This is a genomic window from Gimesia chilikensis, from assembly GCF_007744075.1.
Lineage (GTDB): Bacteria > Planctomycetota > Planctomycetia > Planctomycetales > Planctomycetaceae > Gimesia > Gimesia chilikensis_A.
The window spans coordinates 1,010,767-1,027,454 of sequence record NZ_CP036266.1 but is presented as its reverse complement, the minus strand read 5'-3'; the positions used below and the strand labels follow the sequence as shown (position 1 = coordinate 1,027,454).

Below are 16,688 nucleotides of genomic sequence, written 5' to 3'. Positions count from 1 at the left end.
CGTGAAACGGGACGGCCGCTCTATCCTTTATCGTAAGTAGTTTTTCCCAGGGCAACATCGAACTCAGATACTGCGGGAATATACATGGAAAGCACGGGCAGACCGTAGGCAAACAGAATTGTCACCAGCACACCCAGTGTGCCTCCCAGTAAAAACGAAGTAATAGCATAAAAGGTCAGGAAAGGAAGCAGCCAGGCGGAAATCGCCAGAGCCCGCGACGGGTTCCGATGTGTCAGAGCCGAATGCAGGGCGGCACTTCCCACGACGATAAACACCAGGAAGCTCTGCAACTGCAGGGCAAATGATGAGCGGGCCTGCACCAGCAGGATCATGAAAATCCCGATCCCGATAAACAGGAAGAACATCGTTCCCAGACTGCCGCCGATAGCCGAACGGCTGTTGTCATAGGTCAATCCCATGTGCAGGCCGAGCACGATCGAGAAGATCATCAACGCCAGGAAGCCGATCAGGGCACACAGGAAACCTTCGACCGAAAATGCACCCTGAGCCACGAGGTAGCACAGAATCAGCACAGGCACCACGATCAGTTCTTTACTGTTATAGAAAATACCACCCAGCTTACCGAGCACGAATTCCTTCGCCGAAATATCGGTCACCAGCAGCAGTTCAAGTGTTTTACTGTCTTTTTCTGAGGTGATCGACGTCACCGCCTGCGTATTCGCCAATACCAGGCTCAACCAGGCAATCCCGGCAAACGCGAGCCCCTGAGGCGGAATCACTCCAAGGTACAGCATTCCTTCCGCGGCCGCTTCGGAACTGGTCGCCGACCAGAGCAGGAAACCGGCCAGCAGAAAGTAAGCCAGCTTGATCACAAACACTTTGCGACCGTAGGCCTTCGTCATGATCTCACGCCAGATGACCGGGTTCGACCAGATGGCACGTGACTTTTCCTTAACGATGACTGGTTGCTGTTCGGCCTGCGCTTCCCCTTCTTTCTCTGCTTTGGGGGTCGCTTTGTAAACCGAGCGGGACGGATTCCAGACACGCAGCCGGAAAACAGTAAACACCCGCAACGCGATGCCCAGTACAGCCAGGCTGATCAGTGAAGGCCAGGCACTCACGGAGATCGGAGAAAGACCAGTATTCAGCGAGAGCGGATTCAGAATTTCATACAGGGCCCGGAAAGGATTCAGGCCGGCAATCCAGGGGCGAATTGCTGATGCAGGTCCGATCAGACCGACCAGCAGTTCTACAATTCCCAGAAAGACCACCATTCCCAGTACACTGATCGCCAGCGTCTGGAATGTTTTCTCCCGCCAGAACGCCACCAGGGCGGCCCAGCTTCCCGTGGCATACACGGTGATCAGGCAGATCAGTTCCATCCAGAGAATCTGCGCCAGTTCGACGCCTCCCAGCAGATGCAGGAAGATACACACGGGGACCGACGCCGCCAGCAAGACGTACACAATCAGCAGACTGGACTGGGTTTTCCCACTGACCAGCTCCCGGTCCTTGAGTTCGGTCATCAGCAGCAGAATCAGGGTGCCGCGGTCTTTTTCCTGCGCAATGCTTCCCGCAGAAAACAGGAGTGTAAAAAACATCACCAGCAGCAACTGCAGAAACGAGATCATCTGAAAGATCAGATTTCCCAGCCGGGCAAATTCACCAATGGTGGTGGTCTGAATCTGCTGCGTTCCCAGGATCGTCTGGCCGGCGGTGAAAATCAGGATGAATACCGCAGCCACATAGCCGGAACGAATCAGGTAATGCCGGATCTGTCGGGGTGACGTCAGCGCTTCCCGAATGAAAATAGGATTGTTGAACAATGCTCTCTGGCCTTTTTATCCGATATATGACTGCAGTCAGTCAGAGACGCCCTTCTCCCCTCGACCGGTTAGGTTTTTATGATATTAGATCGATCTCTGGATGGCAAATTCGGTCAGTTCCTCAAGAATCTGTCGTGTGGGTGAAGCGGCACATACCTTGAGCGATTCCCGCGCCTGGCGGGCGAAATCCCGTGCCCGGTTAGCGGCATATTCGATGGCATCGCTGTTCTTGATGAACTGTGCCAGCCGCGCTTTGGTCTGCGGGTCGGGTTGTGAAAGGATCTCCTGAATCGTCGCCTGGTCGGCAGGACTGCTCTGGTCCAGCAGGCGGATCAGGGGGAGTGTCAGCTTCTCTTTCTGCAGGTCTGAACCCAGTGATTTGCCCATCTGCTCTTCGTCTCCGAGCAGATCCAGCAGGTCATCGGTAATCTGGAAGGCGACTCCCAAGGCGCGACCATAATCTTCCAGGGCAGTCACCACGGTCTCATCGGCTCCCGCATACAGGGCTCCGAGCTCAGTACTGATGGCACAGAGTTCCGCGGTTTTCCCGTTGATGATCTGCAGATACTGTTCTTCCGACAAGGCCACGTTACCCCGTTCGTAGATCTGGGCCAGTTCGCCTTCGCAGACCAGATTGGTCGCCCGACCAATCAGTCGACAGGCGCGGGCATCGCCCAAGCTGGCACTCAGATGGAACGCATGGGTAAAGAGGAAATCGCCGACCAGTACGCTGGTTTCGTTATTCCAGCGGGAATTGACGGTTGCGACATGTCTGCGGATCAGGGCGTCGTCCAGAACATCGTCGTGCACCAGCGTCGCCAGATGAATCATCTCGACCACGGAGGCCAGCACATAGTGGCTCTCTTTAATACCACCCGTCGCGGCAGCAGAGAGCAGCAGCAGAATCGGACGGAGCCGTTTTCCCTGAAAACGGGTGATATGCTGCAAAACGTCGTGCACGTAAGGGTGCTTCGAGCTGACTTCGCTCAAAAAGACCTGCTCTGCCTGTGCCAGTTCACCGCCAATTAACTCTTCGACACGTGCCAGCAGGTCATGTGTCGTAAGATGCTCCCCCATTACAGCCTCACCACAATATCGAATCGATTTCCAGTTTTCGTCTGGCGGTCAGTTATTCATCAAATACGGAACATATGAATCGCTTCCGCGGATCATATTCCGCGACCATTGTAAGCATTCTACCGGCAGATAGGAATGCAAACAGGGGCCTCTGTTGGATTTCGGGGATGAAATCAGACTTTCCCGTCTGCTGGGGTAAGTCAGTGGGGCGAGACCAGCTCAGCGTGAATGAAACTGCCTCTCACCGCGCGACGCTCAGGCATCTTCGCGGATAAAATGTCCGCTTTTGCCACCCGATTTTTCCACCAGACGAGTCGGTCCCAGACTCATTCCCCGGTCAACGGCTTTACACATATCGTAAATGGTGAGTGCTGTAATGCTGACGGCTGTCAGGGCTTCCATTTCCACACCTGTTTTCCCATCAATCTTGACGGTGGCGATGATCCGGATGGTAGTCTCGTTCTGAACTTCATAATCCAGGCGCACGCTGCTGATACTCAACGGATGACACAGGGGAATCAGGTCTGCCGTCTTTTTCGTCGCCATGATCCCGGCGATCCGGGCAATCTCAAGCACGTCTCCCTTAGAGACCTGACGATCCAGTATCAGTCTTTGTGTGGCTGGCTCCATTGTGACGAAGGACTCTGCCACCGCGACCCGCGCGGTCACATCCTTGCCCCCCACATCAACCATGCGGCTGGCACCCTCGTCATCAAAATGGGTCAGTTCAGACATCGCTACCTCGGCTGTGTCAAAGAAAAGGGGTCGGTCCCCTCAACTGGAACCGGATACGCAGCCACAGTTTAAGCGGCTTCGGAGGCCCCGTCTGTGCCGGAGCTGGACTGTTTGAAGTGACCATCTTCGCTGATGTCATCAAACCGGACGGACATCCGCTTGGAAACCCCGGACTGTTCCATTGTAACGCCATACAATACGTTACCAACAGTCATCGATCGTTTATTATGCGTGATCATAATGAACTGGGTCGTTTCCTTGAAGTCATCGATCAGGCCGGCGTAACGTTCCACGTTTGCTTCATCCAGCGCGGCATCAACCTCGTCCAGAATACAGAACGGGCTGGGCCGGCTGCGGAAGATCGACATCAGCAGCGCCACCGCGGTCAGAGTCTTTTCACCACCACTGAGCAGCGTCAGACCGCGCAATTCTTTTCCGGGAGGCCGAGCGACGATTTCGATTCCACATTCGAGCACATCATCCGGATCTTCCAGAATGATATCGGCTTCACCACCGCCGAACAGTTTACGAAAGATTTCCTGGAAATGCCCCCGCACCACTTCGAACGTATCAAAGAACAGTCGCTTGCTTTCGACATTGATCCGGCGGATGATTTCTTCCAGTGACGACTTGGCCTCGTTGAGGTCATCCAGCTGTGACTTCATATACTCAAAGCGGCACTCCAGTTCGTCCAGGTCTTTCAGACTGTCCGAGTTGATGCTGCCCATCATCTTGATTTTCCGCCGCAGTCGGTTCACCTGGGCTTCAATCTCGGGACGAATTTCGAGGTACAGCTCCGCATTGAAACCCGGTTCGGTCAACGCATCATCTTCATTGACCAGCTCGATTTCGACCGGTTCTTCCGGGGTCGCTGATTCGAAGTCTGCACTGAGCGCATCCTGCTCGATCTCGTTTTCTGCTTCCGGATCTGTTTCCTCTACCTGAGCGACTTCGGCTTCTTCCTCAGCAGCCTGTTCCCGTTCCGCTTCCGCGATCTCTTCCAGGTGCTGTTTGAGAATCGATTCACCCGAGGAGACGATTTCTTCCAAAGTGAGCTGGTACTCTTCCTCAATTCGCTCGGCCAGCGTCTTGATTTCATGCTCGATGTCGCGCGTCTTGAATTCCTCTTCGTGCTTCTTATCGCTCAGCTCACGACGTTCCTTGCGAATCGCTGCCTCTTCGGAACTCAACTGTTTCTTGTACTGGCGTTTCTCATCCCGCAACAGAGTCAGGTTGCGTGCCTGCTCCAGGAAGTTTTCCTGAACCAGCAGCTGTTCATCCAGCAAGGCACGCGTATTCAAAATGTGTAGATTGATCTGGGAATTCTTCTCCAGAGAAGATTCATACCGCCGATTCGATTCTTCCTGCTGCTGGTGTCGTTGTTCCGATTCGCTGTTGAGGCGACTGAAACGCTGTTCCAGACCGGCCAGACGTTCCTCATGCGTCGCCAGCTCCAGCTTGCGTGCATTCTGCTGTTCTTTCAGTTCCTGGACTTCGCATTGCTTATCGAGCAGCTGCTGTTCACCTTCCTGAATCAGTGCGTTCAGGCGATCCAGTTCCGCTTCCAGCTCCTGCTTCTCGCCCAGCACCGCTTCTGATTCCGCAGTCAGTTTCGCGGAATGTGCTTCCAGATCGTGCAGGTCACTGAGAACCGTTGCCAGTTCTTCGTTCAACTGTTCCTGCTTCTGTTCTGCAGAAACCTTGGCTGCTTTTTCCGTGGCCAGTGCTTCGGACGCTTCCTGCATCTGCTCCTGGCAGGCACTGCGTTCCCCGTCCACCGTCGACAACAGTTCGTCAAGCTTCTCCAACGCGACTTCGTTATCATTCAGTGTGCGGTCGATGCGAATCAGATCATTCTTGAGTTTTCGCAGTTCACTACGGCGAGTGAAAATCGCTGATTCTCCACCGATTGCCCCAACGAAAATCGACAGGTTTTCCTCGACCAGTTCACCCTGCAGAGTAACGAACCGACACTGCTTCCCTTCCTCGCGGGAGAGGCGAACAGCCGTCTCCAGGGAATCCACGATCCAGGTATCGGTCAATAACAGTTCCGCAAGCTGACGGTTCTGAGGAGTATCTTTCACCAGCTGATCGGCACGATAAATCACTCCCCGCTCGCTGCTCAGATCCAGCACCCCTTCCGGAGAATTCGTCGTTTTTCCCGACTCTGCTGTCGGTACGCCAAAGCTCTCTGGAACCAGGGAATCTGCCGACAGTGTGAACCCACTCGCCGCATTCGGTTCGGCAGCATTCGCAGAGGGATGCGTAATAAAACCGACGCGGCCGGAAATGGAATACTTGCCCTCTTTTAAAAACTGATAGAGGGGATCAAACTCACTGATTACCAGCAGCTGTGACCGACTGCCCAAAGCGACTTCGAGAAGAGCCGCCTGTTCCAGATCAACATCCAGCAGATCCGCCACGCTCCCCAGGATGGTATTCCAGGGGGGATAATTTGAGGTCTGGGCGCGGTTCAGAATGTCTTTCACGCCGATGCTCAAGCCTTCCTGCCGACGTTCCAGATCTTCCAGTACGCTTTTGCGAGCCTGATACGCAGAGCGACGTTCCCGCAATTCGGACAGCTGTTGTGTACGCTGATCCTGCTGACTGAGCAGATCCTGCTGTTTTTCATCGACGGCAGAGAGTGCCTGTGCGAACTCGGCGACTTTGTCCCCGGCGGTGCGGAAGCGCGCAGTACACTCTTCGACCACCGCCTCGGCCTCTTCGACGCGTGCTTCCAGCTGCAGGCGTTTTTCATTCGCCTTGGTCATCGAGTTACTTACGGTTTCCTGCTGAGTCTGCATGGAAAACAGACGATTATCCAAAGCCAGCGACTGCTTGTTGAACTCGTGCATCTGCTGCCGCTTCTGCTGAATTTCTTCGCTGATCGCATCCAGTTCCGTAGTGACCACGGTAATGCGTTCCTGGGCTTCCTGCAGTTTTGCCCGCTGCAGTTCAAAGCCGGCTTCGGAATTTTCTTTCTCCTGTTTGACCGCTTCCAGATCCCGCTGGATTTCGGTCGTACGCCTGGCCATCAGAATCCGCTGCTTACGCAGCCGGGTGATTTCGGTTTCGAATTCCGTTTTCCGCTCAAGCTGATGTTCGATGGCAGTCTGGTTTCCGGCGATCCCTTCGCGGTGAGTGGACAGCTGCTTTTCCACGGTGCGGAGTTGATCCTCGAATTCGGATACTTCTGCGTCGATGGCGCCCAGCTTATCTTCGTATTCCTGGTAACCCGCATTCAGTTCATCGATCCGCTTCTGGTACTGACCGATCTGGTTATGCAAGGTTGAGAGTTGGGCGGTCAGATGTCGCCAGTCATCGGCGGCCATCCCCATCCAGAGTTTGCGCAGCTCGGTTGATGCCTCACGATATTTCGCCGCCTTAGAGGCCTGGCTCCGCGTTGAGTTGAGCTGGGCTTCCACCTCGTCGACGATGTCCGTCAGGCGGAGAATATTCTGTCCGACCCGTTCCAGTTTCCGTTCGGCGTCGACCTTGCGGGCTTTATACCGACTGATACCCGCTGCCTCTTCAAAGACGACGCGCCGGGTAGCCGCATTGGCCTGCAGAATCTGATCGACGCGTCCCTGCTCAATAATGCTGTAGGCCGAGGTAGCGGCCCCAGTCCCCATGAACAGGTCGCGAATGTCTTTCAGACGTACCGGATTCCGGTTGAGCAGATATTCCGAATCGCCGTTCTTCCAGAGACGGCGTCCGATATGAACCTCTTCGGCGTCGATATCCAGAAACCGTTCGGTATTCTTGAACGTCAACGTTGCTTCAGCATAGGCGTTTGCTTTACGACCTTTGGATCCGTTGAAGATCACATCGGTCATATCCTTGCCTCGGAGACTCTTGGGGCTCTGGTCACCCAAAACCCACTTGATTCCATCGACAACGTTACTCTTACCACTTCCGTTGGGCCCGACAACGCAAGTAATGCCTTCCGAAAATTCAAAGATGGTCCGATCGGCAAAACTCTTAAAGCCGAACAGTTCCAATGATTTCAGCATCACTAAACCTTAAACGGGAAATTAAACAACAGACGTCTTAATGAGCAGGGAGTCAGGCACGGTGCTTACAATCAAGGTGCCTGACCGTCCTTGCCGGATTATTTTTTGAAGTAACGTAACCAGCTATCGAAGGCACCCCGCTTCACGAATTTCCCTTCCTCATCCGTGGGACTGGCTTTCGGCTTCCGTGTATCAGACAGACTGGCTTCACCTTTGTTGTCTGAATCACCTTCTGCCTCTGCCCGTTCCCGCATTTCCTCTTCATACTCCGATTTTTTGGAACGTTTCGACTGAGGAGCTCCATCGTGGAAGATATTGGGGACCATATTTTCGTTGCCGACGCGTGAACCTTTACGACGTTTCGGCTTCGTAGATTTCATCTCGCCCGATTTCAGAGCCATCAGTGAATCTTCCGGTTCGGGTCGGAAGTACATCCGGCCCCCTTCTGGCAGTGCGTCGATTTCAACCTGTGCGTCAATGTTCCCCTGGCGGTGTGCCTGCAGGATCATGGCGGCGATATCGGGATAGCTGGCTCCCATCTCCACAGCGGTGCGAATCACAACGGCAATGTTCCGTGAGACCTTCTTTCGCTGGTCGGGTTCGCCGACTTCGTATTTACTGACAATCACTTCCTCACTGCCGGCAGCCCCGGTCACCAGCACTTCGCCGGCCCGCACTGCCATGGGAACCCGGAACTCCTGCTCAGAACCAAACAGGACTACTTCCGGATGTTTCCGGTGCGTGATATGAATCATCGGCCCGCCATTACGGGCATTGCTGCCCTCTTTCTGATCGGGATCGTGACTGGTTCCCTGCTCCAGTTCCGTCTGCAGAACGTGCAGCAGGAACTGACCATTCATGTCTTCACCACGAATAAAGGGATCATTTTTATCCAGAGTCCAGAGTGCCCGGAAAGCCCCGTAACGGGTTTCGGCACTGGTCATGCACATCAGATCCCGCAGGTAGAGGTGTGCCTCCGGCTCGTCAATTGCCGACATCGCAGCCAGGGCATAGACGCGGAACGCAGGTTCCTCGCGGGCGGCTTCAGCCAGATGCTTCAGACCCGCTCCTTCTCCCAGGTAAGCCAGCGCGACCGCAGCATGGAAGCGGACTTCGAGCAACGGACTCTTCAAAGCCATCTTGAGAATCGGAATCGATTTCTTACCGATGGCCTCCAGTTGAATGGAAGCCCGTTCCGCTTTCTCGGGGATCATAATTTCTTCACTCAGCTTCTGCATGCGTACGCGCTGCGCCACATCGGTTTCCCGGAAGGCGATATACCGCACGACCTGCAGATAACGTGAATCGTTGTGTTTGTAGCGTGGCTTGAGTTTCAGCACCACTTTCTTATCTGTCTTGGCTTCAGCCAGAGGCTCTTCGATTCCGTATTGATCATAATGATGGAACCGTGTGCCGATCTTGTTGGCGATACGCTGCGCGTTACGAATACTCTTGAAATCGTTTCGCAGGTACAGTGCCAGATCCCGGTCTTCCGCGGTGGAGACCCCACCGGCCAGAATACGACCACGGCGGAGCATGCCGTTGGCAACTTCGACATCTTCACCCATTGGCGGAATCAGAATTGGACCTTTGGCTTTCGCCAGGATATGACCTTTGAGCAGACCGCGTCCCTGAATCATTGCCTGTTCAGCCAGGTATGCTTCCATCAACCAGCCTCCTTCCAGGCTGGTCGCTTCGCTGTTACCAGGCAGGTAGACTTCCACGTCGAAGCTCTCCCCTTTGCGAATCAGCGGAGGCAGATAGGCTTTCACAATAACCAGCGCGGTAGACGGGTCGCGTAAAATCATGTTCGGGTTTTTAACATTCCGGCGGCGCATCTCACGCAGCAGTGCTTCGCGGTGCACGGACGGAGGTGGATTGCCGCCCGTCCCTTTGAGGCCGGTCACCAGGCCGACCCCCTGCAGGGCGATCAGGTTCTTCCCGGTAATCTGTGTGTAATCTCCCACAAAGGGCGTTTCGACCTTTGTCTCGAATTTTTCCAGCTCGGAGAAGTCTTCCTCCTCCTCATCCGGGCTTTGCGACCGCATGTTGACATTTTTCAGCCAGCTTTGTGGCTTCAAATCGAGTTCCTGGCATCCGGCGAATGAAAACGCCAGTGTGATCAGCACGATGAACGGATTGACAAAGTTCTTCACAGTACGACCCCGTTTGTGAGAATACAGTCTTTTCAGAATGTGTGTTCCCCACCTTAACCGAAGCCGGACGGACGTTGATCAACAGGCAGACGGACCGTTCGCGAGAACCTGTCCCTGCATCAGTAAAATTACTGAAATGAACCTGAGGAATCAGACAGTGCCGGAATCGACAAAGTAGAAAACCTGAAGAGAAATTGAGATTTGATTTTGAGAGAGAGATTAATGTGGATCGGGAGCTTATGGCATTGTGAAAAACAGGTCAAGAGGGATTTTTGGCCCCATCGAGCGCAGGCAGAATCGTGCGCAACCCGCCGGAAACCTACTTAAGCAGTTGCAGGAATTCAGTTTTCGATATCTTCTGGCTACCGCGGCTCGTCTTTTTTCCATGATGAGCACTGAATTCTGTGATGGAGATCTTATCAAAAAAATCGAAGCCACTCCGCTCGGTAGCTTCGAATTTCACCTTGTCTGTAGAACGGCACGGACGCTCCTCAATTTTGGAATTTTCAACGGCCAAAATACGCAATTGATGAGGTTTCAGGTAACCAATATGTATCTTCGATGCCTCAACCAATGTTGTCTTTTTATCAGACATTCGAATCAACCTTACTAGTTCGTGGTCCCGATTGTTAAGTATCAGTGTTCGGCGCTGCTTGCTCCAGAATATGCGTGCTTCCCTGGCAAACATCCGCAGTTGATCATGAATATTTTCGATTTCAACGTTACCCGCTAGTTCAATCTCTCCTCGATCTCGGTATTTAAAGGTTGCATTCATCTGGTCTGCAGAAAGCCGTGTCTGGCCACAGACCAGCTGCGTCTTTCCTTTTAGCTTGATATGGTAATGTCCTTCTGGAGTGACATGAAAATCCAGATCCTCAGCTTTCATTCGAAAACAACCAACTACCAGCGTTTTTTCACCAGCCATTGGACTCTTCTCATTGCCATGAAGTCCTAGTAGAGTCGCCTCATCTGCCAGACTCAACATCTGAGCAAAATTCAGACACATCAATAGGGTCAGAATTCTCATCAACATTTCTGATCTCCCTTTCAGATTCATTTATAAGAACTTGTCAATTTTACAGAACTTCAGAATGTAGAATTTATGGTTTCCTCGCTGTGGCTATCCATTCCTCTGAATAGAATTTGATCGCAGCCAGTTCGATCCCACTGAAGAAATCAAACGGATTTGACTGCCCTCCGGTAACCTCGATCCGCTGTGCAGGCGTTGCTGGCAGCACTTTCATCGTGACGTGAACTGTGGGATGAATCAGCAGGGTATCCAGGTTTTTATAAAACAGGTCGATGTAACCCGCACGAATCTGAGTAGTTTGTGTCCCCTGGGTCGTTGAAAGTGTTACTTCTTCTCCCTGACGGGACTGCAGCCTGAGATAGCGCTGTCCTTTCTCCAGAATCGCTCGTTGAGCGGTCATTCGCAACTGGTCCTGTGCATTTTCAATCTCTACATGCCCTCGCAGCTGGATCCAGAGATCATCCGGACTTCCATAAGAAACCTCGATCTGATCTGCAGCATACCGAGTCTGACCACAGAGCAGCCGAGCATTGCCTTTGAGACTGACGAAACACCGACCGTCCTCCCCCATCAGGACTCTGAGTTGCGCGGCTTCCACTTCAAAAGGCAGTTCTTTGAGGGACTTTGTTTTCACCGGACGCGGCGTATAGGTATTTTTCACAAAATACTTACGACCGGGAACGAAACCATCGGCTAAGCACAGATCAGACATTCCCCCGAAGCACAGTAGAACAACAATCATTCTGTTTATCATTTCCGAACTCCGTTTCAATTTTGTTGAGTGAACTCAGCTTCCTGGAAAACTAAATTCTTCCAGCCGGGGCAGGCTCTGGCCGGTGTTCTAACAGACAGTTTTTAGAGGGTCCATGCCAATTGTGAGCGATTTCGCCTCTTTACCCGATCAGGGATAATCTGGACTGCAGGAGTTTTCAAACGAGGCGGATTCAGACATGATATGAATACCAAGCTTAGTGACCACTGTTTAAGAAGTTACATCATTCCTGGTTCCTGCGAGATTCATCCTATGAAATTACCACAAAAATATCTTGTCAAAATTACAATCCCACTCATCCTGGCGGCCTGCTGGTCTTCCAGCCTGCTGTACGCGGATGGCCCGAAGGATAATCTGCCCGACCAGGTCCGCCGCATTCCCGCGCTAGGTGTCGAAGTTCCTGAGAAACAGCGTGCTCAACTGGAAGAGGGGCTGGCGAAACTCAAGTCGTCAATCGATCAGCTTAAAAAGACCAAAGATGCCCGCATTCGTTCCCTGATCCCCGATGTCGAAATCTACCATCGGGCCGTTCGCTGTGCCCTGGAATACCAGGAATTTTTCCACGAACGGGAAATCGGAGTGGGCTCGAAGCTGCTCGAACAGGGACAGGAGCGAGCCGACCAGCTGCTGAAAGGGGAAGCCCCCTGGACAAAACAGACCGGCCTGGTCGTCCGCGGCTATATCTCGAAAATCGATCAGACGGTTCAGCCTTACGGCCTGGTCATTCCCGAGAGCTACACTTTCTTGGGTAAGAGCCAGTACCGCTGTGACCTCTGGTTCCACGGACGGGGCGAGCGTCTGAGTGAAGTTAATTTCATTAACCAGGCACAGCGTTCCCGCGGGCAGTACACTCCGACTGACACGATTGTCCTGCACCCCTACGGCCGCTACTCGAATGCGTTTAAATTCGCCGGCGAAGTCGATGTCCTGGAAGCACTGGAATCAACAAAACAGAATTACCGCATCGACGATGATCGCGTCGCGGTTCGTGGATTCTCGATGGGAGGCGCTGCCTGCTGGCAGTTTGCCGTCCATTATGCTGACCGCTGGTTTGCCGCAAATCCAGGAGCAGGCTTCTCCGAAACCCCGCTCTTCCTGGATGTCTTCCAGAACGAAGAACTGAAGCCGACCTGGTACGAGGAGAAACTCTGGCAGCTCTACGACTGCCCCGGGTATGCCTTGAACCTGTTTCAATGTCCGACAGTTGCCTACAGTGGTGAAATCGATAAACAAAAGCAGGCAGCCGATGTGATGGAGGAAGCACTCGCCAAAGTAGGCATCGACATGGTCCACATCATCGGTCCGGAAACCGCACACCGGATTCATCCCGACTCCAAGGTAATCATCGAAGAGAAAATGGATTCCCTGGCCCGCGTAGGGCGACAGCGGGTGCCTTCCACCATTCACCTGGTCACCTATACCCTCAAATACAATCAGATGGACTGGGTGACCCTGGATGCGATGGGCGAAGAATGGACCCAGGGCCGTATTGATGCCCGCCTGCCGGGAGGCAACCGGGTGGAGGTCAAAACACAGAATGCCACTGCTTTCACACTGAAGATGGCTCCCGGCGAAGCACCACTGGACATGACGCATCCCGTCACAGTCAAAGTAGACGGTGCTGAACTGAAAGCCCCTCGCCCTCTCTCAGACCGTTCCTGGCAGGTCTCGTTTCATAAAGCCGATGCTGGCTGGCAGGTCGGCCCTGCTGAATATGCCAAGGGGCAACTCGTCAAAAAGCACAATCTGCAGGGTCCGATCGACGATGCCTTTATGGATTCGTTCATCTTTGTCTCTCCGTCCGGCAAATCTGCCTCACCAACGGTTGAGAAGTGGGTGCAATCTGAAATGAAGCATGCGATCGTGCACTGGCGTCAGCAGTTCCGCGGTGATGCCCGCGTGATGCAAGACTCACAGATCACGGACAAGGAAATCGCCGCGAGCAACCTGGTGCTCTGGGGCGACCCGCAGAGCAATCAGATCCTGAAGAAAATCATCGACAAGCTGCCGATTCAGTGGAACCAGGAGATGATCGTTGTGGGCAACAAGCAGTATGCTGCCGACCATCACGCTCCCGTGTTGATCTTCCCTAACCCACTGAATCCGGAGAAATACGTAGTTCTCAACAGCGGGTTTACTTATCGCGAGTATGCCTATCTGAATAATGCCCGCCAGGTGCCGATGCTGCCCGACTGGGCAATCATTGATTTACGCACTCCGGCTGGCAGTCAGTATCCCGGAAAAGTGGTTGATGCCAACTTCTTCGATGAATTCTGGCGTTTGAAATGACCCAACACTTCCCCGGGCAATGTGCCCGGGGAGTATTTACGTTCGATTCTTTTTAATGGTGAACTCTCTCATGAAATCCCTGACGAATCTACTGACAACCGTTGCACTGCTGGCTCTGACCGGATCGGCTACGGCCGAGGTGGCCTATCTGAATCCGTCCGCCGAGACAGGAACTTCTCAGTGTGCTGTCGTCAAAAACAGTGTGCTCGCACATACGTCCCAGATCCTGCCGATCAATTTCAATGGGGGACAGGTCGTGGCAGGAAATGCGGGAGATCAGACTGCGATGGTCCTGCAGAATCTGGATTACCTGCTGGGCAAAGTCGATGCCACCCTGTATCGCATTGTGAAACTCAACGTCTACGTGGCCCGGGAAGAACTGGTCTCCGAGGTCAAACAGCGACTGGTCAAAGAACTGAAATTCAAAGTTCAGCCCGCCTGCACTTTCGTGGTGACCAAACTCCCAGATCCCAAGGCTCTGGTTGCCATGGATGTGGTGGCTGCACTCGACTCAGAGAAAAAGATCACGAAGACGGAGATCTACAACGACAATGTCTCCGGGTTCCGTGTCGCCCTGTTACCCGCAGGACGGACCGCCTACATTTCCGGTCAGGCCGTCAAAGCGGACACACTGGAAGAAGCCACGAAAAAGACCATGGAAGAACTTCACCAGACACTGAAGTTCCTGGGTGGCTCTCCCGAAAACATCGTGCACCTCAAAGCGTTTCTCACCCCGATGAAACAGGGAGAGAGTTCCGCGGAGGTGATTGACAGTTTCTTCCCCGAGAAACGCCGCCCGCCGGTCACTCTGGTGGAATGGTTTTCCACCCTGCCGGTCGAGATCGAAATGATCGTCGCATTGCCTGAACCGGCACCAGCCTCCCGTCCTGCGGAGACCATCGTCTACAAGACGCCGACCGGGATGAAAGCGTCCCCCGTCTACAGTCGCGTCGCGATTGCCGAAGTGAGTGACCGGATCTATGTTTCGGGAATCACTTCTAAAGAGCCGGGTAATTACAGTACGCGGATTCACAGCGCCTTTGATCAGCTGAGAGCGATTGTGACGGAAGCAGGCAGCGATATGGAGCATCTGGCCAAAGCGACTTACTATGTTTCCGACAATGAAATCAGTGGCGACTTCGGTAAGATCCGCCAGGAATACTACAATCCGAAGCGGCCCCCGGCAGCCTCCAAGGCGACCGTCAAAAGTGTAGGCATTCCGAACCGGATCCTGCTGATGGATATGATCGCGGTTCCCGTCAAGTAAGCGAATCCGCTTCGATCGAGCAAACAAAAAACGCCCTGCTGTAATGCAGGGCGTTTTTCATTGATTCTCAGTTGTCGTCAGTGCATCTGCCATTAAGCAATGATGTCATGCACGATACGGCTGGGCTGACCATCAATCAGCGTCTGCTCTGCCCCGTTACGGGTGAAGGTTAACTGCTCGGCGTCGAGACCAAACAGATGCATCAGAGTAGCGTGATAGTCGCTGTGGCTGACTTTGTCTTTGATGGCATGGTGACCAAAGTCGTCGGTCTCGCCATACGTCATACCGCTCTTCAGACCACCGCCGGCCATCCACTGAGTGAAGCCATAGGTGTTATGATCGCGGCCCTGCTTTGCGACTCCGGCATCGTTCTGGATCACGGGAAGACGACCCATTTCACCACCCCAGTGAACCAGGGTTTCATCCAGTAGACCGCGTTGTTTGAGGTCTTTGACCAGACCTGCGGAAGGCACATCCACCCGCTTACAGGTTCGCGGCAGTGAAGTCCGCATGCTGGTATGGTGATCCCAGTGCTGGTTCCCCGTCATAATCTGCACGAAGCGGACCCCCCGTTCAATCAGGCGGCGGGCAATCAGGCAGCGTTTACCAAACTCAGCGGATTCCGGCACGTCGATACCGTATAACTTCTGAGTGGCCAGTGTTTCCTGGCTCAGGTCGAGTGCCTCGGTGGCTGCGGTCTGCATCTTGGCTGCCAGTTCATAGCTGGCGATACGAGCTGAAAGATCGTCTTCGCGTGGATGCTGGCTCAGATGCCGCTGGTTCAACTGACCGAGGAAGTCGAGATATTTTTCCTGGGCTTTGCCACTCAGGTGCGGCGGTGCATTCAGGTTCAGAATACGTGGTTCTTTCGGACGAATGACCGTCCCCTGGTACAACGAGGGCAGCCAGCCGTTGGTCCAGTTATCGACGCCCAGTACGGGTGCGCCGCCGGGATCGACCATGGCGATATAAGCGGGCAGGTTTTCGGATTCTGATCCCAGACCATAAGTCAACCAGCTACCCAGTGTCGGGCGACCGGGAAGAATGCGACCACTGTGCATCGCGTAGATCGACTGTCCGTGGTTGTTGACGCCTGTGTGCATCGAACGCATCAGCACGATGTCATCGACGACCTCTCCTAGACCGGGCACCAGTTCAGAGAGCTCCATGCCGCATTCGCCGTGCTTCTTGAATTTCCAGGGACTGCCCAGCACTTTAGAACTGGCCTGGGCAGCGTTGTCATATTTGATATCGCCGGGAAACTTTTTGCCGTCATACTTCTGCAGCATCGGCTTGGGATCGAACATATCCAGGTGACTGGGACCGCCCTGCATGAACATGGAAATCATCGACTTGGCGCGGGCTGGATGATGCGTCGGTTTGACCTTGAGGTCAAAGACTTTCTTTTCCAGTTCCGGCCGGGCCACGGGATTCTTCGCCTGAGCCTGCTCGTGATTGAGCAACCAGGACAGGGCGACCGAACCAATGCCCATGGAACTGGAGGCCAGAAAGTGGCGGCGGGAATGCGGGGCTGTCAGGGGGGCTTGTTTATGCATAGTGCG

Annotated in this window: 10 protein-coding genes; 2 read left to right on the top strand and 8 right to left on the bottom strand. The window is 53.7% G+C overall.

Annotated elements, in window-relative coordinates; all coding sequences use genetic code 11:
• Positions 1-20 precede the first annotated feature (20 nt).
• The 7 genes from HG66A1_RS03990 to HG66A1_RS03960 all read right to left on the bottom strand — a co-directional run bounded on the left by HG66A1_RS03990 (position 21) and on the right by HG66A1_RS03960 (position 11,510).
• Complete coding sequence (locus HG66A1_RS03990) at positions 21-1,787, bottom strand: ABC transporter permease (protein WP_145180964.1); 1,767 nt, start codon at positions 1,785-1,787, stop codon at positions 21-23.
• Positions 1,788-1,871: 84 nt separating this feature from the next.
• Positions 1,872-2,864, bottom strand: a complete 993-nt coding sequence (locus HG66A1_RS03985; RefSeq protein WP_145180963.1) for a polyprenyl synthetase family protein — start codon at positions 2,862-2,864, stop codon at positions 1,872-1,874.
• Between the two features lie 255 nt (positions 2,865-3,119).
• A complete protein-coding gene (gene moaC / locus HG66A1_RS03980) occupies positions 3,120-3,599 on the bottom strand; it encodes a cyclic pyranopterin monophosphate synthase MoaC (protein ID WP_145180962.1) in 480 nt (159 codons plus the stop codon).
• A 68-nt stretch (positions 3,600-3,667) separates the two neighbouring features.
• The gene (locus HG66A1_RS03975; RefSeq protein WP_145180961.1) at positions 3,668-7,612 is read right to left on the bottom strand and encodes an AAA family ATPase; all 3,945 of its coding nucleotides are present in this window, start codon (positions 7,610-7,612) and stop codon (positions 3,668-3,670) included.
• A gap of 98 nt (positions 7,613-7,710) precedes the next feature.
• A complete protein-coding gene (locus HG66A1_RS03970; RefSeq protein ID WP_145180960.1) occupies positions 7,711-9,768 on the bottom strand; it encodes a flagellar basal body P-ring protein FlgI in 2,058 nt (685 codons plus the stop codon).
• A gap of 319 nt (positions 9,769-10,087) precedes the next feature.
• Positions 10,088-10,801, bottom strand: a complete 714-nt coding sequence (locus tag HG66A1_RS03965) for a hypothetical protein (protein WP_232106749.1) — start codon at positions 10,799-10,801, stop codon at positions 10,088-10,090.
• 67 nt (positions 10,802-10,868) lie between these two features.
• Positions 10,869-11,510, bottom strand: coding sequence for a hypothetical protein (locus tag HG66A1_RS03960; RefSeq protein WP_145180958.1), 642 nt, complete (start codon positions 11,508-11,510; stop codon positions 10,869-10,871).
• Positions 11,511-11,822: 312 nt separating this feature from the next.
• Between HG66A1_RS03960 and HG66A1_RS03955 the strand changes: the two genes are divergently transcribed.
• Positions 11,823-13,859 carry a prolyl oligopeptidase family serine peptidase gene (locus HG66A1_RS03955; RefSeq protein WP_197996974.1) on the top strand — a complete coding sequence of 679 codons (2,037 nt, stop codon included), beginning with the start codon at positions 11,823-11,825 and terminating at the stop codon, positions 13,857-13,859.
• A gap of 70 nt (positions 13,860-13,929) precedes the next feature.
• Entirely contained in the window at positions 13,930-15,126 is a 1,197-nt protein-coding gene (locus HG66A1_RS03950; RefSeq protein ID WP_197996973.1) for a RidA family protein, read from the top strand.
• A 92-nt stretch (positions 15,127-15,218) separates the two neighbouring features.
• On the opposite strand, the gene HG66A1_RS03945 is transcribed toward HG66A1_RS03950, so the two are convergent.
• Complete coding sequence (locus HG66A1_RS03945; protein WP_145180956.1) at positions 15,219-16,682, bottom strand: DUF1501 domain-containing protein; 1,464 nt, start codon at positions 16,680-16,682, stop codon at positions 15,219-15,221.
• Positions 16,683-16,688 lie beyond the last annotated feature (6 nt).